The 23165-nt window shown below is 64.8% G+C and carries 25 protein-coding genes and 1 pseudogene; 22 read left to right on the top strand and 4 right to left on the bottom strand.

The genetic code is table 11. The features are described from left to right. Nucleotides 1–145: 145 nt before the first annotated feature. The 3 genes from WEA80_08380 to WEA80_08390 all read left to right on the top strand — a co-directional run bounded on the left by WEA80_08380 (nucleotide 146) and on the right by WEA80_08390 (nucleotide 2510). A protein-coding gene (locus WEA80_08380; GenBank protein MEX1186594.1) for an IS3 family transposase occupies nucleotides 146–1299 on the top strand; the annotation gives its coding sequence in 2 pieces (ribosomal slippage) (nucleotides 146–389 and nucleotides 389–1299; 1155 coding nt in all). Between the two features lie 154 nt (nucleotides 1300–1453). After that, complete coding sequence (locus WEA80_08385; protein ID MEX1186595.1) at nucleotides 1454–1771, top strand: carboxymuconolactone decarboxylase family protein; 318 nt, start codon at nucleotides 1454–1456, stop codon at nucleotides 1769–1771. 94 nt (nucleotides 1772–1865) lie between these two features. Further along, a complete protein-coding gene (locus WEA80_08390) occupies nucleotides 1866–2510 on the top strand; it encodes a molybdenum cofactor guanylyltransferase (GenBank protein ID MEX1186596.1) in 645 nt (214 codons plus the stop codon). Nucleotides 2511–2854: 344 nt separating this feature from the next. Here WEA80_08390 and WEA80_08395 read toward each other — a convergent pair whose 3' ends face one another. From WEA80_08395 to WEA80_08410, 4 genes and pseudogenes are all read right to left on the bottom strand, one after another. Beyond that, the gene (locus WEA80_08395; GenBank protein ID MEX1186597.1) at nucleotides 2855–3217 is read right to left on the bottom strand and encodes a helix-turn-helix transcriptional regulator; all 363 of its coding nucleotides are present in this window, start codon (nucleotides 3215–3217) and stop codon (nucleotides 2855–2857) included. 339 nt (nucleotides 3218–3556) lie between these two features. Further along, nucleotides 3557–4099, bottom strand: a complete 543-nt coding sequence (locus WEA80_08400; protein ID MEX1186598.1) for a cation transporter — start codon at nucleotides 4097–4099, stop codon at nucleotides 3557–3559. Nucleotides 4100–4263: 164 nt separating this feature from the next. After that, nucleotides 4264–5244 carry a carbon-nitrogen hydrolase family protein gene (locus WEA80_08405; protein MEX1186599.1) on the bottom strand — a complete coding sequence of 327 codons (981 nt, stop codon included), beginning with the start codon at nucleotides 5242–5244 and terminating at the stop codon, nucleotides 4264–4266. 265 nt (nucleotides 5245–5509) lie between these two features. Then, nucleotides 5510–6303 (bottom strand): annotated as a pseudogene (locus WEA80_08410) (integron integrase). Nucleotides 6304–6456: 153 nt separating this feature from the next. Here WEA80_08410 and ndk point away from each other — a divergent pair. The 19 genes from ndk (at nucleotide 6457) to WEA80_08505 (ending at nucleotide 23163) form a co-directional block, all read left to right on the top strand. Further along, nucleotides 6457–6888 carry a nucleoside-diphosphate kinase gene (gene ndk, locus WEA80_08415; GenBank protein MEX1186600.1) on the top strand — a complete coding sequence of 144 codons (432 nt, stop codon included), beginning with the start codon at nucleotides 6457–6459 and terminating at the stop codon, nucleotides 6886–6888. 20 nt (nucleotides 6889–6908) lie between these two features. Next, the gene (locus tag WEA80_08420) at nucleotides 6909–7433 is read left to right on the top strand and encodes a DUF177 domain-containing protein (protein ID MEX1186601.1); all 525 of its coding nucleotides are present in this window, start codon (nucleotides 6909–6911) and stop codon (nucleotides 7431–7433) included. A gap of 53 nt (nucleotides 7434–7486) precedes the next feature. Continuing rightward, nucleotides 7487–7669 (top strand): 50S ribosomal protein L32, encoded by a 183-nt coding sequence (rpmF, locus tag WEA80_08425; protein ID MEX1186602.1) that lies wholly within the window; start codon nucleotides 7487–7489, stop codon nucleotides 7667–7669. A 1-nt stretch (nucleotide 7670) separates the two neighbouring features. Next, nucleotides 7671–8708 carry a phosphate acyltransferase PlsX gene (gene plsX, locus WEA80_08430; GenBank protein MEX1186603.1) on the top strand — a complete coding sequence of 346 codons (1038 nt, stop codon included), beginning with the start codon at nucleotides 7671–7673 and terminating at the stop codon, nucleotides 8706–8708. Continuing rightward, nucleotides 8705–9694 carry a beta-ketoacyl-ACP synthase III gene (locus WEA80_08435; protein ID MEX1186604.1) on the top strand — a complete coding sequence of 330 codons (990 nt, stop codon included), beginning with the start codon at nucleotides 8705–8707 and terminating at the stop codon, nucleotides 9692–9694. The genes plsX and WEA80_08435 overlap by 4 nt, the downstream gene beginning before the upstream one ends. A gap of 93 nt (nucleotides 9695–9787) precedes the next feature. Then, nucleotides 9788–10720 (top strand): ACP S-malonyltransferase, encoded by a 933-nt coding sequence (gene fabD, locus WEA80_08440; protein MEX1186605.1) that lies wholly within the window; start codon nucleotides 9788–9790, stop codon nucleotides 10718–10720. After that, on the top strand, nucleotides 10720–11457 hold the full coding sequence (gene fabG, locus WEA80_08445) for a 3-oxoacyl-[acyl-carrier-protein] reductase (protein ID MEX1186606.1): 738 nt from the start codon (nucleotides 10720–10722) through the stop codon (nucleotides 11455–11457). The genes fabD and fabG overlap by 1 nt, the downstream gene beginning before the upstream one ends. A 113-nt stretch (nucleotides 11458–11570) precedes the next feature. Then, a complete protein-coding gene (locus tag WEA80_08450; GenBank protein ID MEX1186607.1) occupies nucleotides 11571–11810 on the top strand; it encodes an acyl carrier protein in 240 nt (79 codons plus the stop codon). After that, entirely contained in the window at nucleotides 11810–13057 is a 1248-nt protein-coding gene (fabF, locus tag WEA80_08455; GenBank protein ID MEX1186608.1) for a beta-ketoacyl-ACP synthase II, read from the top strand. The genes WEA80_08450 and fabF overlap by 1 nt, the downstream gene beginning before the upstream one ends. Before the next feature lie 5 nt (nucleotides 13058–13062). Beyond that, entirely contained in the window at nucleotides 13063–14235 is a 1173-nt protein-coding gene (gene mqnE / locus WEA80_08460; GenBank protein MEX1186609.1) for an aminofutalosine synthase MqnE, read from the top strand. Next, nucleotides 14232–15071, top strand: a complete 840-nt coding sequence (locus WEA80_08465; protein MEX1186610.1) for a menaquinone biosynthesis protein — start codon at nucleotides 14232–14234, stop codon at nucleotides 15069–15071. Before mqnE ends, WEA80_08465 begins: the two co-directional genes overlap by 4 nt. Next, nucleotides 15068–16108, top strand: a complete 1041-nt coding sequence (gene mqnC / locus WEA80_08470) for a cyclic dehypoxanthinyl futalosine synthase (protein MEX1186611.1) — start codon at nucleotides 15068–15070, stop codon at nucleotides 16106–16108. The genes WEA80_08465 and mqnC overlap by 4 nt, the downstream gene beginning before the upstream one ends. Next, nucleotides 16098–16691 (top strand): 2-C-methyl-D-erythritol 2,4-cyclodiphosphate synthase, encoded by a 594-nt coding sequence (gene ispF / locus WEA80_08475; GenBank protein MEX1186612.1) that lies wholly within the window; start codon nucleotides 16098–16100, stop codon nucleotides 16689–16691. The genes mqnC and ispF overlap by 11 nt, the downstream gene beginning before the upstream one ends. Nucleotides 16692–16697: 6 nt before the next feature. Then, nucleotides 16698–17300, top strand: coding sequence for a DedA family protein (locus WEA80_08480; GenBank protein MEX1186613.1), 603 nt, complete (start codon nucleotides 16698–16700; stop codon nucleotides 17298–17300). Then, nucleotides 17279–18232, top strand: coding sequence for a site-specific tyrosine recombinase XerD (gene xerD / locus WEA80_08485; GenBank protein ID MEX1186614.1), 954 nt, complete (start codon nucleotides 17279–17281; stop codon nucleotides 18230–18232). Before WEA80_08480 ends, xerD begins: the two co-directional genes overlap by 22 nt. A 128-nt stretch (nucleotides 18233–18360) precedes the next feature. Next, on the top strand, nucleotides 18361–18936 hold the full coding sequence (locus tag WEA80_08490) for an aminodeoxychorismate/anthranilate synthase component II (protein MEX1186615.1): 576 nt from the start codon (nucleotides 18361–18363) through the stop codon (nucleotides 18934–18936). 8 nt (nucleotides 18937–18944) lie between these two features. Continuing rightward, nucleotides 18945–20432, top strand: a complete 1488-nt coding sequence (locus WEA80_08495; protein MEX1186616.1) for a hypothetical protein — start codon at nucleotides 18945–18947, stop codon at nucleotides 20430–20432. A 262-nt stretch (nucleotides 20433–20694) separates the two neighbouring features. Further along, nucleotides 20695–21450 (top strand): 3-deoxy-manno-octulosonate cytidylyltransferase, encoded by a 756-nt coding sequence (gene kdsB, locus WEA80_08500; protein MEX1186617.1) that lies wholly within the window; start codon nucleotides 20695–20697, stop codon nucleotides 21448–21450. A 3-nt stretch (nucleotides 21451–21453) separates the two neighbouring features. After that, a complete protein-coding gene (locus WEA80_08505; protein MEX1186618.1) occupies nucleotides 21454–23163 on the top strand; it encodes a CTP synthase in 1710 nt (569 codons plus the stop codon). Nucleotides 23164–23165 lie beyond the last annotated feature (2 nt).

Raw genomic sequence — 23165 nt, forward strand, 5'->3', positions numbered from 1 at the left:
ATCAGCCCGATCGCTTTCGAGCTGGCGGCAGTAGCTTAACTCACTGTCCACTAAAGAGGTGGCCTGAAGATTTAAGACAGGTGGGATAGGTGGAAACTGGCGCTCCACGAGGCGATACTCTCGCCGACCAGGAGGCTGTTTCCAGATGCGACGACCCCGACGAAACCACTCACCCGCGTTCAAGGCCAAGGTGGCCCTGGCCGCAATCGAAGGCAACGCGACGCTCACCGAGCTCGCCCAGCGCTTCGACGTCCACGCCAACCAGATCGCCGAATGGCGCCGCCAGCTGGTGGCGCACGCGGCCGAGGCGTTCCATGACGGCACGCTGCGTGAGGCGCCGATCGACGTGAAGGCGCTCCACGCCAAGATCGGCCAGCAGGCGCTGGAGCTGGATTTTTTGGCCAACGCGCTCGGACGAAGCCCCGGTCCGAGCGGAAAGCGATGATCGACCGGACGCACCGGCTCTCGGTCACGCGGCAAGCGCGGTTGCTCGCGCTGTCCCGGGCGTCGGTCTATTACACGCCGCGCCCGGCGCCGGCCGAAGATCTCGTGCTCATGCGCCGCATGGACGAACTGCACCTCGAGCTGCCGTTCGCCGGTAGTCGCATGCTGCGCGATCTGCTCCAGGGCGAGTCGGTCGCGATCGGCCGCGAGCACGTGCGCACGCTCATGCGACGCATGGGGATATCCGCGATCTACCGCCGGCCGCGGACCACGAGGCGGCACCGCTCGCACCCCGTGTTCCCGTATCTCCTGCGGAAGCTCACGATCACGCGGCCGAATCACGTCTGGGCGGCCGACATCACCTATATCCCGATGGCGCGCGGCTTTGTCTATCTCGTTGCGATCATGGACTGGGCGACACGGAAGGTCCTGGCGTGGCGTATCTCGCTGATGCTCACGAGCGATTTCTGCGTGGCCGCGCTCGAGGAGGCGCTGCAGCGCTTCGGGACCCCGGAGATCTTCAACACCGACCAGGGCGCGCAATTCACGAGCGCCGACTTCCTCAACGTCCTCCGCGCGCACCAGATTCAGATCAGCATGGACGGCCAGGGCTGCTGGCGCGACAACGTCTTCATCGAACGGCTCTGGCGCTCGGTCAAGTACGAAGAGGTCTATCTCCACGCGTACGAGACGGTCTCCGATGTCCGGGCCGGGCTCTCGCGCTACTTTACCTTCTTCAACCAACGACGACCGCATGGCGCTCTGCGTCGTGCCACCCCGAACTCTGTGTACTACAAGTCATTACCGGCAACTGCACCACTCACCCGCGCCATTCCACTTATCTCAGCTGCCTAACCTGTCTTAATCCGTTAGGCCACCTCTCTAAACCCGGCGCAGCTCACATAGTCCCTTTCGCCCCGCGAAGGCCGATCCACTCTCAGGCCAAGCCAGGCGCAAGGAAGCGCGCGTGCATATCATGCGGCCTGACCCTCTTTCCGGATACACGTGTATGGCTTCGCTTGCCGCTCCTCCGAAGGCCTATTCTGCGTTCATCACTCGCTTCCCGAAACTGGCCGAGGCATGGCAGTTGTTGCGGCAGGCGGGTGAGAGTGGCCCGCTCGACCAACGGTCGGTGCATCTGGTCAAGCTGGCGGTCGCCATCGGATCGATGCGGGAGGGCGCCGTGCACTCCGCGGTCCGCAAGGCGCGCTCGGCAGGTGCAACGCGCGAAGAGATCGATCAGGTCGTCGCGCTGGCCGCTAGCACCATCGGACTGCCGTCGGCGGTTGCCGTGTCTACCTGGGTGCAGGACCGCTTCGGGGACTGACCGTGCAGCCGGCGTACGCGCGAATCGTCGGATTCTACCGCACCACTCGACGAAAGGACGAGGTTCGTGACGACCGCGCGCGCTGGATCGGAGATTGAACCGCGGACTCACAGGCGCCATTCTCACTGGCGGCAGCGCTACGCGATTGGACGGTGCCGCCAAGGGGCTTCTTGAGGTTGGCGGCCACCGGATTATCGATCGCGTCGCGGCGACGGTCGCACCGCTCGTCGACGAGACGGTGATCGTTTCGCGAACGGACGGTCCAGCGTGGATAACCGGCACGCGCGTGATCACGGATGTGCTGACGGGCGGCGGCAGTGCGGCGGGAGTGCATGCGGCGCTCCGCGCGGTGCAAGGACCGGTGTTGGTGGTCGCGTGGGATATGCCGTTTCTTAGTTCCGGACTCCTCTCCCTCATAGTCGGGAAGTCGAGAAGAGGGGAGGACGGACCGACGAGCGAGTTTGATATCGTCGTTCCAGCCGGGGCGGGGGTCGGGGAACTGGAACCGCTGTGCGCCTGGTACGCGCCGTCATGCGCCGCCGCCATCGAACGCGAGTGGGACTCCGGCGACAGGAGCCTGCACGGACTCTGCGGCCGCCTGCGCACGCTCGTGGTGCCGCGCGAGGAGATACTCGCGTGCGGTGCGCCCGAGCGGCTGTTCTTCAACGTGAACTCGTCCGCGGATCTCAGTACGGCGCGTGCGATGGCAGACGATGACGGCGCACGGCGCACCTCATAGTGGAGTTGACCCGGTTCGGTGGACACTTCACCCTTTGGGGGAGGAGGAGTCCAGATGCCAAAGCGTGTCCCGGGTAATCCTCCCACCCGCCCCCCGCACCCTGGCGAGGGTCGCTTCGAGACTATCGGAGTAGAGGATGACCAACGGTCCGCCGGCGACCGCCGGCTACTCGGGAATGTGCTGCAAGTACGAGCTCGACAAAGCCTTGGTCAAGCGCCCACCCCTCCGCAGCCTTCATGAGTGCGCGGCCAACCCCTGAGCCACGCATATCTTCATCGACGTACCAACTCTCGACGTACGGCGTGTCTCCGGTACACCCCTCTGCGTAGTTCCGGACGGACAGCTTAACCATGGGCTATGGCGACTTCCACATGTGCTCTCTTCGTGGGCTTCACTCTTATCTCTACCGTCCGGCCAAGTAATACCAGCCATTTGACCAGGCGATCGTAGGTCAGGCTCTTCAATCTCCCGTGCCGGAGAGCCGAGATGACAGGTTGGTGAGTTTCTAGTTCTTCAGCGGCTTCAGACTGAGTCCAACCATTCTCTTCAATGATTGCGTTGATTTCAGCAGCAAGCTTTGCCTTTGCTAAACGCTCGTCAGGATTATCGAGACCGAGGTCAGCGAAGACGTTGCCGCTCCTAACCTCGAATTCAGTGACCTCGAGCTTCGTTCGCGTGCCGCGCCGAAGTTTGCCATGCGGCGTCATGGTGTCCCTTCCTACTGAAGAGTCTTGAAGTGTGCGCGAGCCTGCCGAAGACGTTCGCGTATCCTGTCCAAGTCTTCCTTCCGTTCTGCGCTGCGTCGAGGGCGAACCCAACCTCGTCTTTCACATCCTCGGGCATCGCTGAACGCTGCGACGGGGAGCGCCGCCAGAGCCGGCAAATCACCGGCGCGTGCTTCCCGAATCTCGAACGCCCGATCGAGGACCATGGGTGCATGCTCCTTCACTGATACTGCAGAACGACGCCCGTGGCTGGCTAACGTTCAGCTTAACCGGCCGGCTTTGGAGCGCAAGCGGAAAAGCCGGTCCGCGTTGAAGCTGTTGTTAGGTGGCTTTTTGAAGTTCTGCATGCGCTGATGACAGGACTCGGCTAGCTGACCGCAGGAGAAATACGACAAGGAGAAAAGCAACCAACAGGTCCGGCCAATTCGATCCTGTTGCCCAAACCCCTGCTGCCGCGACGAAGACGGAAATGTTTGCAACAATGTCATTACGAGAACATTCCCATACCGAGGACATGTTTATGTCTTCGGCCTTGTGTTGCCATAGCAGAGCAAGGCATACGCCATTTGCCGCCAGTGCGAGCAGACTGAAAATGCCCATTATTTCGAACAACGGGACGGTGGGGTTTATGAGCTTGTATCCGATTTGCGCTAGCACGGCGAGCGCGGCCAAGAGAATCAGAACCCCTTTGAACAAGGCAACGCGAGCCTTCATACGAAGGCCAAGATGGACTGCCCAAAGGCTAAGTCCGTACGTCAAGGCGTCCCCAAGATTATCCAGACTGTCAGCCAGAAGCGCCGAAGAACCAGCGTAAAGTGCTGCTGCCACGATGACGAGGAACATCACCGCATTGATCGCGAGCACGATTTTCAGTGTGCCACTCTGCCGCACCCGCAGCAGCTCAAGTTCGGAACTTTGATCGCAGCAATCTCTCATAAGCCACCTAACGACCAGGCTTCAGCGGCCAGCGGCCTCGCCGAAGCTGAAGAAGAGAAGATGACCGGCCGATGGTCCGCTGCAAGCCGTTGTTAGATGTTCTCCGCGAGGGGATTATCCACATCCTCAACTACCTGGATGAACGGAGTTGGGCGCCGATGGAACCGAAGCTCGAAAACATCGGGGCGAGCGTAATGCCCGGCGGTGTCGAGCTGCCACCTCGGGCCTACAAGCTGGTGCGGCTCTACATCGGCGTAGAGAATCCCCTCTTCTTCTTTCAGCGGGCCAGCGACGATCTTGCCATCCGGGTCGACAATGACGCTCAGCCCCGGATTCAGCCAACCATTCGCCCCATCAAGGTATTCTGCTTTGAAGGACAGGCGGTCCGGGATGTCATCGACGTGGAATGGCTGGCAAACTCCGAGCACAAAGCACCGGCTTTCCTTGGCGATATGGCGCATCGAGGAAAGCCACGGTTCGCCACGATCCCACGTGGGCGCCACATGTATCTGCGCTCCCCAGGCGCCAAGGACATAGCGTGCGAGCGGCATGTAATTCTCCCAACAGATCAATCCACCGAGTTTTCCAAACGGAAGGTCATAGACCGCAAGATCACTTCCGTCACCTTGTGCCCATACCAGCCGCTCACCGGCAGTCGGAATGAACTTCCGATGCCGACCGAGGACTGCGCCATCCGGCCCCAGATAGAGCAGTGTGTTGTAGAGCGTCGAGTCGCTCCCTTCCGTATTTCGCTCATTGATGCCGATAGCCACAGCGATTCCGCAATTCGCTGCAGCTTGGCCGAGGCGTTTTGTAGCAGGTCCCCCGATCGTGATAGAGTTGCGATGAAGTTCGCTATAAAGCTCCCGAAGCGGATGTGTGTCTTTGGCGGGTATAAACCAAGCCCATAACGGATAGGCCGGGATAAACGCCTCAGGGAAGACGGCGAGACTGGCGCCCCCCGCTGCAGCTTCCTCAATCAAGCGGCAGCCCTTCTCCACCGTGGCATCCAAATCCAGAAATACCGATGTGGCTTGGATAGCGGCAATTCGGAATGCTGTTGAGCTACTCAATCGCTGCTCCCATGTTCGAAAGACATCTAACTATTGATTATCTGGACTACATATCCTGCGGAGAATCACAAATCCCTGCAAGCGCCCTGCTGCATTCCGTACGGCGCCATAGATCGCGACGGACTTAAGCCGCAAGCAGGTAAGCTCTTGCGGCGGAAACGTGTCAACGGGAGCGGCGAAAGGCTGCAAAAAGCTCGCAGGCTATTTCTGTCGGCAGCGCTTGGAGGACGATAGGCGCGCGTACGCCACCCCTCGGGATGCTTGGTCAGAGCTGGTCAGCCGGGCTCCGAACACCCATGCCGCCACGGTTCAGGACGTGGGTATAGATCATAGTCGTTCGGACATCGGAGTGGCCGAGCAATTCCTGGATCGTTCGGATATCCGACCCGGACTCGAGCAGATGCGTAGCGAACGAGTGACGAAACGAATGGCAGGTCCCACGCCTGGTCAGACCGCTGGCACGTACGGCCGCGGTGACCGCCCGCTGCACGGCGGTCTCGTGATAATGGTGTCGGCGCTGGACGCCGGTGGCTGCATCGCGATAGGGACGCGCAGCAGGGAATACCCATTGCCACGCCACCTCTCTGCTAGCATTGGGAAACTTGCGGTCCAAGGCGTCCGGGAGGGCGGCTCCCGATAAGCGACGCGCGAGATCGCGCTGGAACTGTGACCGCACCCGTTCGAGATGCGCCAGGAGAGCTTTCGTTGCTACGCGAGGTAGGGGGACTCGTCTGTCCTTGTTGCCTTTTCCGGAGCGAACCGTGATCTCGGCTCTCTCGAAATCCAGGTCTTTGACCCGCAGCGCTACGCATTCAGAAACGCGTAGCCCACTGCCGTACATCAATACTGCACAGAGCCGGGGAACGCCCCGCATCTGAGCCAGCACCGCCCGAATCTCTGAAGCAGACAGCACCACGGGAAGACGACGTGTAGACTTCCCGCCTCACCCATCGCAGAAGGGTGCCGCCGCTCATGATACAGGACGAAGCGCCGCACCCATTCGCAGTACGCGCGCTCGGTCCGCGGGCTATACCGCCGCGTCCGCATCCGGTTCCGCATCCGTTCGAGGAGCCGGTGTGCACGGTCCGGCTCGCTCTGACGCTGAAGGTGAGAGGCGGGAACACGCGGATGGGATGTTACCTTCATGGGCACGAAGCTATTTCGCATGCGCCCGTGCCCGCGACACACCACGGCCCACACGCCATCTAAACAATGCCAGCCACCAACAGAACACTTACAATCATCAAACCCGACGCCTTCGGCGCGGGTAAAGCCGGCAAGATCATCGCCCACATCGAGGCCGCGGGCTTCAAAATCGTCGCCGCCCGCGTTATGCGCCTGACCGAGACGACCGCAGGCGAGTTCTACGCGGTCCACCGCGAGCGCCCGTTCTACGGCTCGCTCGTCAAATTCATGACCTCCGGCACCTGCATGCCCATGGTCCTCGAGAAGGCCAACGCCGTCGCCGAGCTGCGCAAGGCGATCGGCGCCACGGACCCGGCCGAAGCCGAGGCCGGCACGGTCCGCAAGCTGTTCGCCGAGTCCAAGGAGCGGAACGCCATCCACGCCTCGGATTCAGACGAAAACGCCGAGCGCGAAGCCCGCTTTTTCTTCGCCGAAAGCGAGTTGCTCGCAGCCCGCTAAAGCCTTATGTTTCAAGGCTTATGCTGTCGTTCGACATCCGGTCACTTGCAGCGCACGCGGCACAGGTCGCGGGCACTCTGGACCCCGACGATCCGATCTGGGAGGAGGGCGACCAGCGACCCGCCGGACCGGTCCGTGTGGAAGGCAGGCTTTCGCCCGCCGGGCACTCGCGCTTTTATCTGAGCGGACGCATGAGCGGGAAGGTCGCGCTGGAATGCAGGCGGTGCCTGACGGACGTCACCGAAGAGGTTAGCGACGAGCTGCACGCTGTCTTCGCGCCGACCGGCGACACTGAAGTGGATGACCCGGACGTGTTCGAGTTCGATCCGCAGGCGCGTGATCTGGATCTGCGTGCGGCAGTGCGCGAGAGCTGGCTGCTCGCCGTACCGGCGTTCGCGGAGTGCAGGGAAGACTGTAAAGGTCTGTGCCCCACGTGCGGCGCCGACCTGAACGAAGGCGAGTGCGGTTGCGAGCCCGCGCGCGACTCGCGCTGGGACGCACTGAGAAAACCGGCGGGCCGAATGGCCGCGCCCGGCGACAACTGACCGACATACCAAGCTCGGAAGCCCCCGCTTCCGACTCACACCGAGCATAAGAAATGGCCGTCCCGAAAAGACGTACCTCCAAGCGGAAGAAGCGCGCGCGCAACACGCACAAGAAGGCGAAGCCCGTGGCGATACAGTCGTGTCCGCGCTGCCAGGCAATGAAGCGCCCGCACCACGTGTGCGAGGAGTGCGGCTACTACGACGGCGAGCAGCGGGTAGCGGCTAAGGAAGCCTGAGTTGGCCCGCATCGCGTTGGACGCCATGGGCGGGGACTTCGCTCCCCGTGCACCGTTGGCCGGCGCGCTCCAGGCCCTGCGCGAAACCGATTCCGATCTCTCCATACAATTAGTAGGCAAGACCGGCGTCGTAGCCGCCGAGCTCGATTCGCTCCTCAAGGGCGACCACTCGGCGGACGCGAAACATCGCCACCGCATAGAGATCGTCGAAGCGCCCGAAGTCATCGAGATGTCGGACAAGCCGAGCGCGGTCGTCCGCGGTAAGCCCAACAACTCGATGTCGGTCGGACTCAAGCTGCAGCTCGAATCCCGGTCCGACGCGTTCGTGTCGGCGGGGAACACCGGCGCGCAGATGGCCGCGTCCGCGATGCTGCTCAAGCTGCATCCGGGGCTCACTCGTCCGGCCATAGCCACGGCATTTCCGACGCGCCGCCAGCCCGTGGTCGTGCTCGACGCGGGCGCGAACGTGGACTGCTCTGTCCGCGAGCTGCTGCAGTTCGCCTGGCTCGGCGCCGTGTACGCGGAGTGCGTGCTCGGCAGGAGCAATCCGGCCGTGGGGCTGCTGAGCATCGGCGAGGAAGCGGAGAAGGGAAACGCCGTCGTGAAAGAAGCGAACGCCGCATTCGCGACCGCGGGCTTCAACTTCGTCGGCAACGTCGAGGGCCGGGACATTCCGGCGGGCGAGTGCGCGCGGGGTCCGATCGACGTCGTGGTGTGCGACGGCTTCGTCGGCAACGTCGTGCTCAAGTTCTACGAGGGCGTGATGCCGATGGTGCTCGAGGTCCTGCAGCAGCAGGGGATCGACCGGAGCCAGCTCAAGGACGTGATCCGCACCTTCGACGCCTCCGAGTACGGCGGCGCCCCGCTGCTCGGCGTCCGCGGCATCAGCATGATCTGCCACGGCAACTCCACGCCGCGCGCGATCGCGAACGCGCTCAAGGCTGCCGCCCGTGCGGCCGACTCGGGAATGAACGCGCTGATCGGCGAGCGGCTGACGAGCATGGCGAACGCCGCGCTGGCGGCGGGGTCGGTGGCGTGAAGCGGCCTATCGCCGCGATCGCGGGCACGGGCCGCGGGATCCCGTCTACGGTCGTCACGAACTACGACTTCCCGGCGATGGGCATCGACACCACGCACGAATGGATCGTCGAGCGCACCGGGATAGTCGAGCGGCACCTGGCCAAGGAGGGCGAGACTACCTGCTCGATGGCGACGGACGCGGGGCGCATCGCGATGGAGAGGGCGGGCGTCCACCCGGGGGAGCTCGACACGATCATACTCGCCACCGCCACGCCCGATCGTCTGCTCCCGTCCACCGCGGTGGACGTGCAGGCATCGCTGGGCGCGTCGCGCGCGTCGGCGTTCGATCTGTCGGCCGCGTGCTCGGGGTGGCTGTACGGCATGACCGTGGCCGAAGGAATGATCATGTCCGGCGTGGTCGAGACCGCGCTCGTGATCGGCGCGGAGAAGATGAGCTCGATCGTGGACTGGCAGGACCGCTCCACGTGCGTGCTGTTCGGCGACGGTGCCGGGGCCGTGGTGCTCAAGCGCGCGAAGACCGGCAAGGGAATTCTGTCGGCGTACTTGCGCAGCGACGGAACGCTCGCGGAGCTGCTGTACCGGCCCGAAGGCGGCGCAACCGTCCCGATAACCGCGGACGTGCTCGAGCGCCGCAGCCACCTGGTGAAGATGGCCGGACGGGAGGTGTTCAAGCACGCCGTGCGCTCGATGTCCGACGCGGCCGATCGCGCGCTCGACGGCGCCCGTCTCACCGGCGCCGACATCGACCTGCTCATCCCGCACCAGGCCAACACGCGGATCATCGAGGCGACGGCCAAGCACGCCGGTATCTCGATGGACAAGGTGTACGTCAACGTGGACCGGTACGGCAACACTTCGTCCGCGTCGATCCCGATCGCGATAGACGAGGCGATCGAGACCGGGCGGATCAAGGAAGGATCCACGGTGCTGCTGGTGGCGTTCGGCGCGGGCTTCACCTGGGCGTCGATGGTGGTGAGGTTTTGAGAACAGCTATTGGCTATTGGCTATTGGCTGTTGGCAACCGCCGCGGGCGCATCGTGCAGTTGGCCAAGAGCCAATAGCCAACAGCCAACAGCTATGTCGTTCATTCTCGTCTTCCCCGGTCAGGGCTCGCAGAAGCCCGGCATGGCCAAGGACCTCGCCGACGCGTTCCCGCGCGCGAAAGAGATGCTGCAGGAGATCGACGACGTGCTGGGCGCCCCGCTCAGCCGGCTGATGTTCGATGGGCCGGCCGACGAGCTGATGGCCACCCACAACGCGCAGCCCGCGCTGCTCGCCCACGGAGCCGTTGCGTGGGAGCTGGTGAAGGAGCGCATCGGCGCGGCGAGCGCCGCCGCCGGCCATTCGCTGGGCGAGCACACGGCGTATCACGCCGCCGAGTCGACCACGCTCGCCGACGCGGTTCGCATAGTGCGCACGCGAGGCGATCTCATGCACGAAGCCTGTGTCGCGCGCCCCGGTGCCATGGCAGCGATCCTCGGCGAGCTGTCCTCCTCGATCGCGGACATCTGCCTGCGCGCCTCCGAAGCGGGAGAGGTCGTGCCAGCCAACTACAACGCCGATTTTCAGGTCGTCGTGTCCGGCGAGATCGCCGGAGTCGAGCGGGCGATGGAGCTCGCCAAGCAGTCCGGCGCCAAGCGCGCGGTACGGCTGACCGTTGCGGGAGCATTTCACTCGCCGCTGATGAAGCCAGCGGAGAACGGGCTCCGGGAGGCGATCGAGTCGGCGACCTTCTCCGACCCCGCGTTTCCGGTCTACTCCAACGTCACCGCCGATGCGTGCACGACCGCTGCCTGCGGGCGCGAGATGCTGGTCAGACAGCTCACGGCGCCGGTGCGCTGGACGGACCAGGTACGGAACATGGCAGCCGCGTACCCGGACGCGACCTGGATCGAGCTGGGCCCGGGCAACGTGCTGAGCAGCCTCATCTCGCGCGCGGTCGACGGAGCGCGCACCGCCACGTGCGGCACGCCGGCGGACATCGACAAACTCTTCGCCACCATCCAGTGATGCAGCTAGATCTTTCCAACAGAGTCGCGCTGGTGACCGGCAGCACCCGCGGAATCGGCCGCGACATCGCGCAGACGCTCGCTGAGTGCGGCGCCAGGGTCGCCGTCACCGGACGCGATCTCGCGCGGGCGGAAGAGGTGGCCGGAGCGATCGGTCCCGGAGCGGGCGGATTCGCCGCCGACATGGCGGACAGTGCGGGGGTGGCCAGGCTCGTGGCGGACGTCGAGGAGCGGATCGGACCGATCGACATCCTGGTCAACAACGCCGGCCTCACGCGGGACAACATCGTCGTGCGGTTGAAGGACGAAGACTGGGACGAGGTGCTGAACGCGAACCTGCGCGGCGCGTTCGTCGCTACGCGCGCCGCCTCGCGCGGCATGATGAAGCGCCGCTGGGGCCGGATCATCAACATCTCCAGCGTCGTGGGTCTGATGGGGAACAAGGGCCAGGCGAACTACGCCGCGAGCAAAGCCGGGCTGATCGCGCTGACCAAGTCCGTCGCCAAGGAGCTGGGCTCGCGCAACGTCCTGGTGAACGCCATCGCGCCCGGCTTCATCGAGACCGAGATGACCGAATCGATGACCGCCGACGCCCGCTCGGGGCTCACCGCCATGATCCCGCTGGAGCGGCTGGGCAAGCCGCGGGACGTGTCCGCGATGGTCGCGTTCCTCGCGTCGGAGCACGCGTCCTACATCACCGGGCAGGTGTTCGTCGTAGACGGTGGAATGGTCATGTAATGCACCTGCCGGTATGTATATTTCGCAGTCAGAATCACTCCGAACCACCGGCTGCACGCGCTGTTGCAAGTCACTAGTCACTAGTCACTAGTCACCATAGAGAGGAACCACCGATGGCCGATAACTCGAACAAGGTCAAGGACATCATCGAGAAGGAGCTCGGAGTCGAGCGCGAGAAGCTGACGAACGAAGCGAGCTTCATCGAAGACCTTGGCGCCGACAGCCTGGACATCGTCGAGCTGGTGATGGAGTTCGAGAAGGAGTTCAACATCGACATCCCCGACGAGGACGCCGAGAAGCTCCGCACGGTCGGTGACGCGCTCGCCTATCTGAACGAGAAAATCCCCGCGTAATGAGACGTCGTGTCGTCGTTACCGGTCTCGGGGCGCTCACGCCCGTCGGCAACGACGTACCGTCGATGTGGCAGGCGCTCGTCGACGGCGCCTCGGGAACCGCGCCGATCACCAAGTTCGACGCGTCCAGCTTCCCGGTCCGGTTCGCCGCCGAGCTGAAAGGCTTCGATCCGGCGCAGTACATGGATCGCAAGGAGATCAAGCGCGCGGACCCGTACACGCAGTACGCGGTGTCGGCGTCCAAGCAGGCGATGCAGGACGCGGGGCTCGAGGGCGGCGTCAACGGCTACGACCCCGACCGCATCGGCGTCATCCTCGGCAGCGGTACCGGCGGACTCAAGAGCTTCGAGGAGCAGCACGACGTCTACCGCGAGCGCGGGCCGAGCAAGATCAGCCCGTTCTTCATCCCGATGTTCATCACGGACATCGCGGCCGGCATCGTCTCCATGCAGTTCAACGCCAAGGGGCCAAACTACGCCACCGTATCGGCTTGCGCGACCGCGGCTCATGCAATAGGTGATGCGTTCCGGACCATCCAGTACGGCGACGCCGACGTGATGATCTGCGGCGGATCGGAAGCGGCGGTGACGCCGATGGCCATCGCCGGCTTCGCGAACATGAAGGCGCTGTCGGAGCGCAACGAGTCACCGGAGACCGCCTCGCGTCCGTTCGACATGACGCGCGACGGATTCGTGATGGGCGAAGGCGCCGGTGTGGTCATACTGGAGGAGCTGGAGCATGCGCTCAAGCGGGGCGCGCGAATCTACGCCGAGGTGGCGGGCTACGGCGCCACGGGCGACGCGTATCACCTCACCGCGCCCGCGCCCGACGGCGAGGGCGCCCAGCGGGCGATGAAGCGCGCGCTGAGCGACGGCGGGCTCATTCCGGCCGACGTGCAGTACATCAACGCGCACGGCACTTCGACTCCGGCCAACGACCTCAACGAGACCCGCGCGATCAAGGCGGTCTTCGGGGAGCACGCCGCGGGGATCAACGTCAGCTCCACCAAGTCGTCCACCGGCCACATGCTCGGCGCCGCCGGCGCGATCGAGTTCATCGTCAGCACGCTCGCGGTCCGGGAAGGCATCATCCCGCCGACCATCAACTACGAGACGCCCGATCCGGAGTGCGATCTGAACTACACTCCCAACTCCCCGGTGCGCCGCGAGGTGAGCGTCGCGATCAGCAACAGTTTCGGATTCGGCGGGCACAACGTGTCGCTCGCCGTCCGCAAGTTCACGGGCTGACAAAGGTGGCCGACCCCATCGCCTGTCCCGACCCGGCGCGGGTAGCGGACCCTGCGCTCCGGCGCGTCGCCGAGAAGCACGCGGCGGGGGAGCGCCTGAGCGGCGACGACGCGCTGGTGATGTTCCGCTCGCCCGACCTGCTGTCGCTCGGCAGGCTCGCCGATCACGCCAACCGCTCGCGGCACGGGGACGTGGTGACCTTCGCCGCGAACCAGCACATCAATCCAACCAACATCTGCATCCTGCGGAAGACGTGCGCGTTCTGCTCGTTCGCGCGGCTCCCCAAGGAACACGGCTCGTACCACTACACGTTGGACGAGGTCTGGGCGGAAGCGGCCGCGGCGGACACCGGACTGACGCGCGAGTTCCACATCGTGGGCGGCCTCGACATGAAGGCGGGGCTGCAGTACTACAGCGAGATCTTTCGCGGGCTCAAGCAGCGGTACCCGCGCGTGCACATCAAGGCGCTAACGGCGGTGGAGATCGCGCACATCTCGCGGATAGAAAAGATGTCCGTGCGGGACGTTTTGGTTGCGCTCCGGGAAGCGGGCCTCGATACCTTGCCCGGTGGGGGGGCCGAGGTGTTCGGCAAGGCGGTGCGCATGACCATCGCGGAGAAGAAGCTCGCGGGCTCCGACTGGATCAACGTTCACCGCACGGCGCACCACCTCGGAATCCGCAGCAACTGCACGATGCTGTACGGCCACGTCGAGTCGCTCGAAGACCGGGTGGAGCATCTCACCATGCTCCGCGACCTGCAGGACGAGACGGGCGGCTTTCTCGCTTACATCCCGCTCGCCTTCCACCCCGACCACAACCAGCTCGGCAGGGAGCTGGGGCGCGAAGGCACCGCGACCACCGGCTTCGACGACCTCCGCAACCTCGCGGTCGGCCGGCTCTTCCTTGACAACATCGACCACGTCAAGACGCACTGGATCATGGTCACGCCGGCGCTGTCGCAGACCTCGCTCTCGTTCGGCGTCAACGACCTCGAAGGCACGGTCGTGCGGGAGAAGGTCTATCACGAGGCGGGCGCGGAGACGGCGCAGTCGATGTCGCTGGACGAGATCCTGCGGCTGATCCGCGCGGCGGGGAAGGTTCCCGCCGAGCGCGACTCGCTGTACCGCGTCCTCCGCACGTTCGAGCCCGAGCCCGCCGGCGTGCCGGTGGCCGCGTGATCACCCTCGGCAGGATCCCGTACATCAACTGCTACCCGGTCTACGGCGCGGTCGATCGCGGCGTCGTCCAGCTCGATGCCGAGCTGGTCACCGGAGTGCCGAGCGATCTGAACGCGAAGATGGCGGCGGGCGAGCTCGACATCAGCGTCGTCTCCGCGGTCGAGTACGCGCGCGACTCCAACCGGTATCTGCTCCTCCCCGACCTGGCCATCTCGTGCGACGGGCCGGTTCAGAGCGTCGCGCTCTACTCCCGGCTCCCGGCGTCCGAGCTGACCGGACGCGACGTGCTGGTCAGCCGGAGCTCGATGACCAGCGTCGCTTTGCTCGAGCTGCTCTTCGAGAACTTCTGGCATGCCCGGCCGCGGTTCGTCCCCGGCGACGCGGAGCTGAGCGACGTGGAGGGGTTCGGCGCGGAAGATCACATCGCGCGGCTGGTTATCGGAGACGCGGCTCTGCTGCTCGGCGCGGGCGCCGGACCGCGCGTGCCGCGGTACGAGCACGCCTACGATCTGGGCGCGGCATGGAAGAGCTGGACCGGGCAGCCGTTCGTCTTCGCCGTGTGGGTGGCGCAGCGCACGACTCCGGTCAAGGATGCGCTCGCCGCGCACGCCGGACTCATTTTGGCCCGCGACTGGGGACTGGCCAACCTGCCGGCGCTCGCGACGCAGGCTTCCGCGGCGACGGGTGTCCCGGAGAGACGCTGCCTCGATTATCTGTCGGGGCTCGACTACGGCCTGTCGTATCCCCACCTCGCCGGGCTCACCGAGTTCTTTCGCCGGCTCGTCGACAAGGGCCGCGTACCGAACGGAACACTCACTTTTCTACCAGCCGCATGAGCGTCACGCGCGACATTCTCGACTTCTACACGCACGCGCCGCTGCTCGAGCTCGGCGCGGAGGCCGATCGCATCCGGGCGGAGAAGCATTCGGGCGACGTCGTTACCTACATCATCGACCGGAACATCAACTACACGAACGTGTGCGTGGCCGACTGCGGCTTCTGCGCGTTCTACCGCCGGCCGAAGGACAACGAGGGCTACACTCTCTCGTTCGAGCAGATCGGGGCCAAGATCGAGGAGGCCAAGTCGCTCGGCGCCGTGCAGATCCTGATTCAGGGCGGGCACAACCCGTACATCCCGTTCGACTGGTACCTCGACCTCATGCGCTACATCAAGCGCAACCACCCGATCCACATCCACGGCTTCAGCCCCAGCGAGGTGGATTTCTTCGCCAAGCTGTTCCGCATGGAAGCGCGTGAGGTGATCCGCGAGCTGGTGCGGGCCGGGCTCGACTCGATTCCCGGCGGCGGCGGCGAGATCCTGGTGCAGCGCGTGCGCGACATGGTCGCTAAGAAGAAAGCGGGCGCGGACCGCTGGCTGGAGATCATGGAGACGGCGCATCAGGAAGGGCTCAGGACGTCGGTGACGATGATGTACGGGATCGGCGAGACTCTGGCGGAGAGGCTCGAGCATCTCGAGCGCGTGCGGGAGGTGCAGTCGCGCACCGGCGGATTCACGGCGTTCATCTGCTGGCCGCTGCAGCCGGAGAACACCCCGCAGATGTCGCACATGCGGAAGACCGACGCGGTGGATTATCTCCGCACCGTCGCGATCTCGCGCATCGTCCTGGACAACGTCCCCAACCTCCAGTCGAGCTGGGTCACCATGGGAATGAAGATCGGCCAGATCGCGCTGCGGTTCGGCTGCAACGACTTCGGATCGCTGATGATCGAGGAGAACGTCGTGTCGGCCGCGAACACTACCCACCGGACGACGACGCAGGAGATGGAGCGGCTCATTCTCGACGCCGGCTTCACCCCGCGCCGCCGGCGGCAGGACTACTCCGTGATCGAGGAAGCCGCGCATGCCGCGTGACAGCCAGCCACAGCAGAAGCCACAGCAGAAGCCACAGCAGAAGCCACAGCAGAAGCCACAGCAGAAGAGCCGGCATTCCGGCGTGGAGGCGTATCATCCGCTGTTCGCCCGCACCGGGATCGGCTACGACTCGCACCGGTTCGTGCCGGGCAAGTTTCTCGTGCTCGGCGGCATTTCGATCCCGTCGTCGGTATCGCTGATCGGACATTCGGATGCCGACGCTGTCGCGCACGCACTGATCGACGCCATCCTTGGCGGTGCGGCCGCGGGAGACATCGGCGAGATTTTCCCCGACACGGACGACGAGAACGCGGGACGGGACTCGATTCAGATGCTCAAGGAAGCGATCGAGCTGGTGCGCGAACGGGGGTTCATCGTGCACCAGGCGGACATCAGCGTGATCGCGGAGACGCCCGCGATCGCGCCGCACCGGGACGCGATGCGCTCGAGGCTGGCCGAGGCTATGGGAATCTCGCCGGAGGCCGTCAGCATCAAGGGGAAGACCAACGAGGGGATGGGATGGATAGGCCGCGGCGAAGGACTTGCATGTATCGCCGTGGCCTCTCTCGTACCCGTCCCCTAGGAACCCTTGCTCGAGAACTTCATAGAGCGGCTGAGCGGTGTGCCGCTCTTCGTGCTGTACCCGATGCTCGGTCTCCTGGCCGCCGTCGAGAACATCTTCCCGCCGCTCCCCACCGACGCGGTCGTGGCGTTCGGCAGCTTCCTCGCCGCGCGCGGGCAGGGAAATCCGTGGGCCACGTTTCTCATAACCTGGCTGTCGAACGTGGCCGGCGCGGCGGGCATGTACTGGGCGGGGAGACGGTACGGCCGCTCGGTACTGACGCGCGGCTATGCCAAATGGATCGGACCGGAAGCTGAGGTCCGTCTCGAGCGGTCGTACAGGCGGTACGGGATTCCATCGCTGTTCGTGAGCCGGTTCCTTCCCGCAGTGCGAGCGGTCGTTCCGATCTTCGCCGGCGCCGCCAAGCTACCGTTCATCCCGGTCATCACCATCATGGCGCTGGCGTCGGGGATATGGTATGCCTTCCTCACGATCATCGCTTTCCGCGCGGGATCCAATTGGGAGACACTCCAGAGCACGATCGCGAATTACAGCCGGGCGATCACGATCCTCGCGGTGGTGATGGTGCTGGCCGCCGCCGCGATCTGGTGGAAAAAACGGCGAAGGTAGGAGCAGCGAACAGCGCGGGGGAGCAGCTGCCCGACGCGACGGCCCGCGAGTTCCTGCTCGAGCCGTTCCAGGACTTTCTCGCCGTGGAGCAGGGGCTCTCGCCGCGCACGCGGGAAGCGTACGCGCTGGACCTGGCGCGGTTCGCCATGTACGGGAAGCTCAAGGGATCGGCCGGGCCCGCGCACGTCGCTCCGCGGCTGCTCCGCGAGTACATGTACTACCTCAAGGACATCGGCCTCTCGCCCGCGTCCATTCGCCGCAACGTCTCGGCGCTGCGCACGTACTTCAAGTTCCTCGTGGGAGAAGGTCACGTGCAGCGCGACCCGAGCGACCGGCTCGAGACGCCGAAGCGGTGGCGCACACTGCCCGAGGTGCTGACGGTCGCGGACGTGGATCGCATCCTCTCGGCGCCATCGCTGGACGAGCCGCTCGCGTTTCGCGACCGCGCCATGCTGGAGCTGGCATACAGCGCGGGGCTGCGCGTGTCCGAGTGGATCTCCATCGGCGTGAAGGACGTGTTGTTCGAGGACGGGCTGGTGCGCGTGTTCGGCAAGGGCAGCAAGGAGCGGCTCGTGCCCATCGGACGCAAGGCGATCGGCGCGCTCGCGATCTACATGCGCGAGCTGCGGCCGAAGCTCGAGCGCGGGGAGGGGAAGGGGGCGCTGTTTCTGAATTCCCGGGGCAAGCCGCTGTCGCGCATGGGCGCGTGGAAGATCCTGCGCAAGTACGTGGATCAGGCCGGGATCAAGAAGCGCGTCACCCCGCACACGCTGCGACACTCGTTCGCCACGCACCTTCTGGAAGGCGGCGCCGACTTGCGCGCGGTGCAGGAGATGCTCGGCCACGCGGACATCTCGACCACGCAGATTTATACGCACGTGGACAGGGAGTATCTTCGCACGGTGCACCGGGAGTTTCACCCGCGGAAGTGAAGTGACTAGTGACTAGTGACTAGTGACTAGTAAGTGCTACGTCGTTCTACGTATCCCGCGCGACTCCTCGGACACGGCATCGTTCGCTAGGTTCTCTTGCAGTTACCAGTCACTAGTCACTAGTCACCATGCTTTTAGTAATCGACAACTACGACTCCTTCACCTACAATCTCGTGCAATACCTCGGCGAGCTCGGAGAAGAGCTCGTTGTGCGCAGGAACGACGAGATCGAAGTGGAAGAGATCGGCGAGCTGAAGCCGCACGCGATGGTCATCTCGCCCGGTCCGGGCGTCCCCGCCGACGCGGGCGTGACGATCCCGGCGATCAGGCGCTGGGGACCGGAGATTCCGACGCTCGGCGTCTGCCTCGGACACCAGGCCATCGGCGAGGCGTTCGGCGGCGAGGTCGTGCGGGCGCGCGTGGTCATGCACGGCAAGACGTCGCGGATCCGGCACTCCGGCACGGAGCTGTTCGAGGGCCTGCCCGACCCGATGGAAGTGATGCGCTATCACTCCCTGGTCGTCGAGCCGGATAGCTTACCGGACGATCTGGAGGTAGTCGCTACGGCAATCGACAATCCGGCGGAGATTCACGCCATCCGACACAAGACTTTTCCAATCTGGGGAGTGCAATTCCATCCGGAGTCCATCATGACGCCGGAGGGGAAGGCGCTGCTCGCCAATTTCCTGAGGATCGCCGGATGAGAGTCACAGTGAGTCTGTGCGCATTCCTGCTCGCGGCGGGCTCCGGCTCCGCCCAGATCGTGCTGGTCGACCAGGGGCCGGGCGAGGCGGGTCGCATCCTCGAGGCGGCTCTCGCGGCGCCGCACACCGTCATGTACTCGCAGGAGCCGGTCGCACTGCCACGCGACAGCGTGCTCCATCAGACGGTGATCATCCTCGCTCCCCGTGTCACCGTCGCGAGCACCGTGCATGGCGACGTGATCGTGGTCGGCGGCGACCTGTTCATGCACCCCGGCGGCAACATACAGGGCAGAGCGATCGCGATCGGAGGAGGCGCGTACAACTCCACGCTCGCGACCGTCCGCGACGGGCGGCTGAGCTTCCGCGACGAGACATATGATCTGGACTCCGACGCGAGCACCGGCGCCTTCCGGCTTTCATACCGGTCGCTGAGAATCGAGTCCGGGGATCCGCTGCTCACGTGGCCGCTGAAGGTCGGCGTCAGAATCCCGAGCTACAACCGCGTAGACGGAGTGGTGCTGCCGTGGGGGCCCATCGTATCGCTCGGCAACGGCCGCTTCATCATCAATCCCACCGTCACGTATCGCTCGCACCTGGGTAATCTCGATCCGGGCATCGATATCGACGCCGATTTCGGCCGGCTCGACGTGAACGTCGACGCGCGCCGGAGCACGTTCACCAACGATCGCTGGATCAGGGGCGATCTGCTCAACTCACTCACGACGCTGGCGTTCGGCACCGACACACGGAACTATTTCCGCGCCGACCGGATCGAGGCGAAGGGAAGCGTCGACTTCGCCTTCGGCGGCTTCACGTTCGCGCCGTTTCTCGGCGGACTGTTCGAGAACGCGTGGTCCACCGGAACTTCCCTGGGGCCCGACACGAGCGTGTTCAGCTTCTTCGGCAGGGACGACGAGGGCATATATCGCCCGAACCCCGCGATCCTACCGGGGCACATCACCTCGCTGCTGACCGGCTTCGACGGAGGCTGGAGCTCCGGCGACTTCACGTCGCGGCTGAGCGCGCGCGTGGAGTACGTGCTGGACGCGATGCCGTCGTCGATGGCGGACGATTTCCGCTTCACCCAGACCACCCTGGACGGACGCGCCGCGTTCCAGACGTTCGGTCCGCAGCGACTCGAGCTCAAGTCGTACGCGATCTTCACGAGCGGCGACACCCCTCCGCCGCAGCGCTACTCGTACATCGGCGGCTCCGGCACAATCCCCACCCTCGACCTCCTCGAGATGGGCGGCGACCAGCTCTTCTTTTTCGACGCCGCTTACGTCATTCCGATCCAGCGGTTCTCGTTTCCGCTGGTCGGCTCGCCCCAGGTCACGCTGAGATTCATCAGCGGGAGCGCGGGGGTCAGCGAGCTGCCCGACTTCGTGCAGAACGTGGGGCTACGGGTTGGATTCCCGTTGGCGGGGGTGGAGTGGCTGGTCGACCCGGCCAGTGGAGATTCGAAGGTCACGTTCGGATTCTCCTGGGGACAGTAACCGCTTCAGGGGCGTCAGCGGACAACAGGGTTGGGTTACTGGTCGTTGGTTTTGGTGCTGGTTAACTGATTGGTTACTGGTGGTCGGTTGATGGCTGTTCCGTTGTTACCGCCCACAATCGACCCGCAACCGGCAGTTAACCACCACCAACACCAATAACCTGTAACCCGAACCTGTTTTTCAGCGGCCTATCGTATCAACCCCTCGCGCTTGCGATTATATTGCGGAGCGTGACTAAATCAGCCCTCCGGTCAGCTCACGCATGAGGACGCTGGTAGTAATCCCCGCCCGCCTCGGCGCCACGCGCCTCCCCCAAAAACCCCTCAGAGATCTGGCAGGCCAGCCCCTCATCGTTCGCGTCTGGGAGCGCGTGGACGAGATGGAGCTCGGTGATGCTTGCGTCGTGGCCACCGACGACGAATCGGTGCGGCTGGCAGCCGCCGAAGCGGGAGCGGAAGTAGTCATGACTTCCGCGACGTGCGAGACCGGGACGGACAGGGTCGCCGAGGTCGCCCGGATGCCCGAGTTCGCGGAGTTTGACGTGTTCGTCAACGTGCAGGGCGACGAGCCGTTCATGAGCGGCGACGCGGTGATCGCGGCCAGGGAGATGGTCACTGCGCGATCGTTCGACGTCGGGACCGCGGCGGCTCGGGCCGAAGCCTGGGTGCTGGACGATCCCGGCATAGTGAAAGTCGTTCTGGGCGACGATGGGCGCGCGCTGTACTTCTCGCGGGCGCCCATTCCGTACCTGCGGGACCGGCGCGACAAGGCGGAGCTGGAAGGCATGATCCTCCAGCACCGCGGAGTGTACGTCTACAGCAGGGCCGCGCTCGAGCGCTGGGTCGCGCTGCCGGCGCACCCGCTCGAGAAAATCGAGCGCCTCGAGCAGCTACGACCGCTGGCGGCGGGGATAACTTTCGGGGTGGCGATTACCGACGGTCCGGTATACGCGGGTATCGACACCGAAGAAGACCTGGCGGACGCGAACGCGCGCTGGGCAGAGATCTCAGCGAGATAATCAATGGCCCCTCCGCGACAGCAGCAGACGAGATACGTGTTCGTGACGGGGGGCGTGGTTTCCTCGCTCGGAAAGGGGATCGCCGCGGCCTCCCTCGGACGGCTCCTGGTGGAGCGCGGCCTCAAGGTCACGATCATGAAGTTCGATCCGTACCTGAACGTCGACCCGGGCACCATGTCGCCGTTCCAGCACGGTGAGGTGTACGTCACGGACGACGGCGCCGAGACCGATCTCGATCTCGGCCACTACGAGCGGTTCATCGACCGGCCGGTGTCGCAGGACAACAACGTCACCACCGGGCGCATCTACCTCAACGTCATCACCAAGGAGCGGCGGGGCGAATACCTCGGGTCCACCGTCCAGGTCATCCCGCACATCACCGACGAGATCAAGTCGGCGATGAAGAAGGTCGCGGTGGACAACGACGTCGTGATCGTCGAGATCGGCGGCACCGTCGGCGACATCGAGTCGCTCCCGTTCCTCGAGGCGATCCGTCAGTTCCGGCAGGAGATCGGCCGCGAGAACGCGGTCTTCATCCACCTCACGCTCGTGCCGTTCATCAGCGCGGCGGGGGAAGTGAAGACCAAGCCCACGCAGCATTCCGTGCGCGAGCTGATGGAGATCGGAATCCAGCCGGACGTGCTGATCTGCCGCACCGACCGCGCTCTGTCCGAGGAGGTGAAGCGCAAGATCGCGCTCTTCTGCAACGTGGACGAAGGCGCGGTGATCGAGGCGCGCGACGTGCCGTCCATCTACGAGATTCCGCTGCGCTTCCACGAGCAGGGGCTGGACGAGCGGGTGATGCTTCGCCTCGGAATCCTCGGCAAGCGCTCACCCGATCTCACGAAGTGGCGGGAGATGGTGCAGCGGATCCGGCATCCCAAGGAGCGCGTCAAGATCGCGGTCGTCGGGAAGTACACCCAGCTTGCCGACAGCTACAAGAGCGTGGCCGAGGCGCTGAGTCACGGCGGTATCGCGAACAACGCCGGCGTGGACATCTCCTGGGTGTCGAGCGACATGTTCACGTCCGCCGAGCGTACGGCCGAAGTGCTGAACGACTACGACGGCATGTTGGTCCCCGGAGGATTCGGCGTTCGTGGCGTGGGGGGGATGGTCACGGCCGTCAAGCACGCCCGTGAAGCCGGCCTCCCATTCTTCGGTATATGTCTCGGAATGCAGACGGCGATCATAGAGTTCGCCCGCAACGTCATGGGACTCGAGGGCAGCGACTCGAGCGAGTTCGCGCCGGACTGTCCGGACCCGGTCATCTCGCTCATGGAGTCGCAGCAGCACGTGACCGACATGGGCGGCACCATGCGGCTCGGTGCGTACCCCTGCAAGCTGGCGCCGGGCACCAAGGTGGCGGCGATCTACGGCGAGCCCCAGATCAGCGAGCGGCACCGGCACCGGTACGAGGTGTCGAACAAGTACCGCGACGAATTCGTCCGGCACGGACTCGTGCTCAGCGGGCTGTCGCCCGACGAGTCGCTGGTAGAGATCGTCGAGCTGCCGGATCACCCGTGGTACGTCGGCTGCCAGTTCCATCCCGAGCTGAAGTCGCGGCCGACCCGCCCGCACCCGCTGTTCGCGAGTTTCATCGAGGCGGCGCTCGCGCGGAAGAAGTCGCGCGGCGAAAGCGGCGAGAGCGGCGCGCAGAAGGGCGCGAAGACCCGGGGCGACGCGCCGGCGATGGTCAGCTCGGGCGCCAGGTAAGG

The sequence above is a fragment of the Gemmatimonadaceae bacterium genome (assembly GCA_040882285.1).
In the GTDB taxonomy this organism is placed as follows: Bacteria; Gemmatimonadota; Gemmatimonadetes; order Gemmatimonadales; family Gemmatimonadaceae; genus JACDCY01.

What these genes read in the sequence shown, in the direction of transcription:
- WEA80_08385 (MEX1186595.1), top strand. Translation starts at nt 1,454, where the DNA reads ATGGCTTCGCTTGCCGCTCCTCCGAAGGCCTATTCTGCGTTCATCACT.
- WEA80_08395 (MEX1186597.1), bottom strand. Translation starts at nt 3,217, where the DNA reads ATGACGCCGCATGGCAAACTTCGGCGCGGCACGCGAACGAAGCTCGAG.
- ndk (MEX1186600.1), top strand. Translation starts at nt 6,457, where the DNA reads ATGCCAGCCACCAACAGAACACTTACAATCATCAAACCCGACGCCTTC.
- WEA80_08420 (MEX1186601.1), top strand. Translation starts at nt 6,909, where the DNA reads ATGCTGTCGTTCGACATCCGGTCACTTGCAGCGCACGCGGCACAGGTC.
- rpmF (MEX1186602.1), top strand. Translation starts at nt 7,487, where the DNA reads ATGGCCGTCCCGAAAAGACGTACCTCCAAGCGGAAGAAGCGCGCGCGC.
- fabD (MEX1186605.1), top strand. Translation starts at nt 9,788, where the DNA reads ATGTCGTTCATTCTCGTCTTCCCCGGTCAGGGCTCGCAGAAGCCCGGC.
- fabG (MEX1186606.1), top strand. Translation starts at nt 10,720, where the DNA reads ATGCAGCTAGATCTTTCCAACAGAGTCGCGCTGGTGACCGGCAGCACC.
- WEA80_08450 (MEX1186607.1), top strand. Translation starts at nt 11,571, where the DNA reads ATGGCCGATAACTCGAACAAGGTCAAGGACATCATCGAGAAGGAGCTC.
- fabF (MEX1186608.1), top strand. Translation starts at nt 11,810, where the DNA reads ATGAGACGTCGTGTCGTCGTTACCGGTCTCGGGGCGCTCACGCCCGTC.
- mqnC (MEX1186611.1), top strand. Translation starts at nt 15,068, where the DNA reads ATGAGCGTCACGCGCGACATTCTCGACTTCTACACGCACGCGCCGCTG.
- ispF (MEX1186612.1), top strand. Translation starts at nt 16,098, where the DNA reads ATGCCGCGTGACAGCCAGCCACAGCAGAAGCCACAGCAGAAGCCACAG.
- WEA80_08490 (MEX1186615.1), top strand. Translation starts at nt 18,361, where the DNA reads ATGCTTTTAGTAATCGACAACTACGACTCCTTCACCTACAATCTCGTG.
- kdsB (MEX1186617.1), top strand. Translation starts at nt 20,695, where the DNA reads ATGAGGACGCTGGTAGTAATCCCCGCCCGCCTCGGCGCCACGCGCCTC.
- WEA80_08505 (MEX1186618.1), top strand. Translation starts at nt 21,454, where the DNA reads ATGGCCCCTCCGCGACAGCAGCAGACGAGATACGTGTTCGTGACGGGG.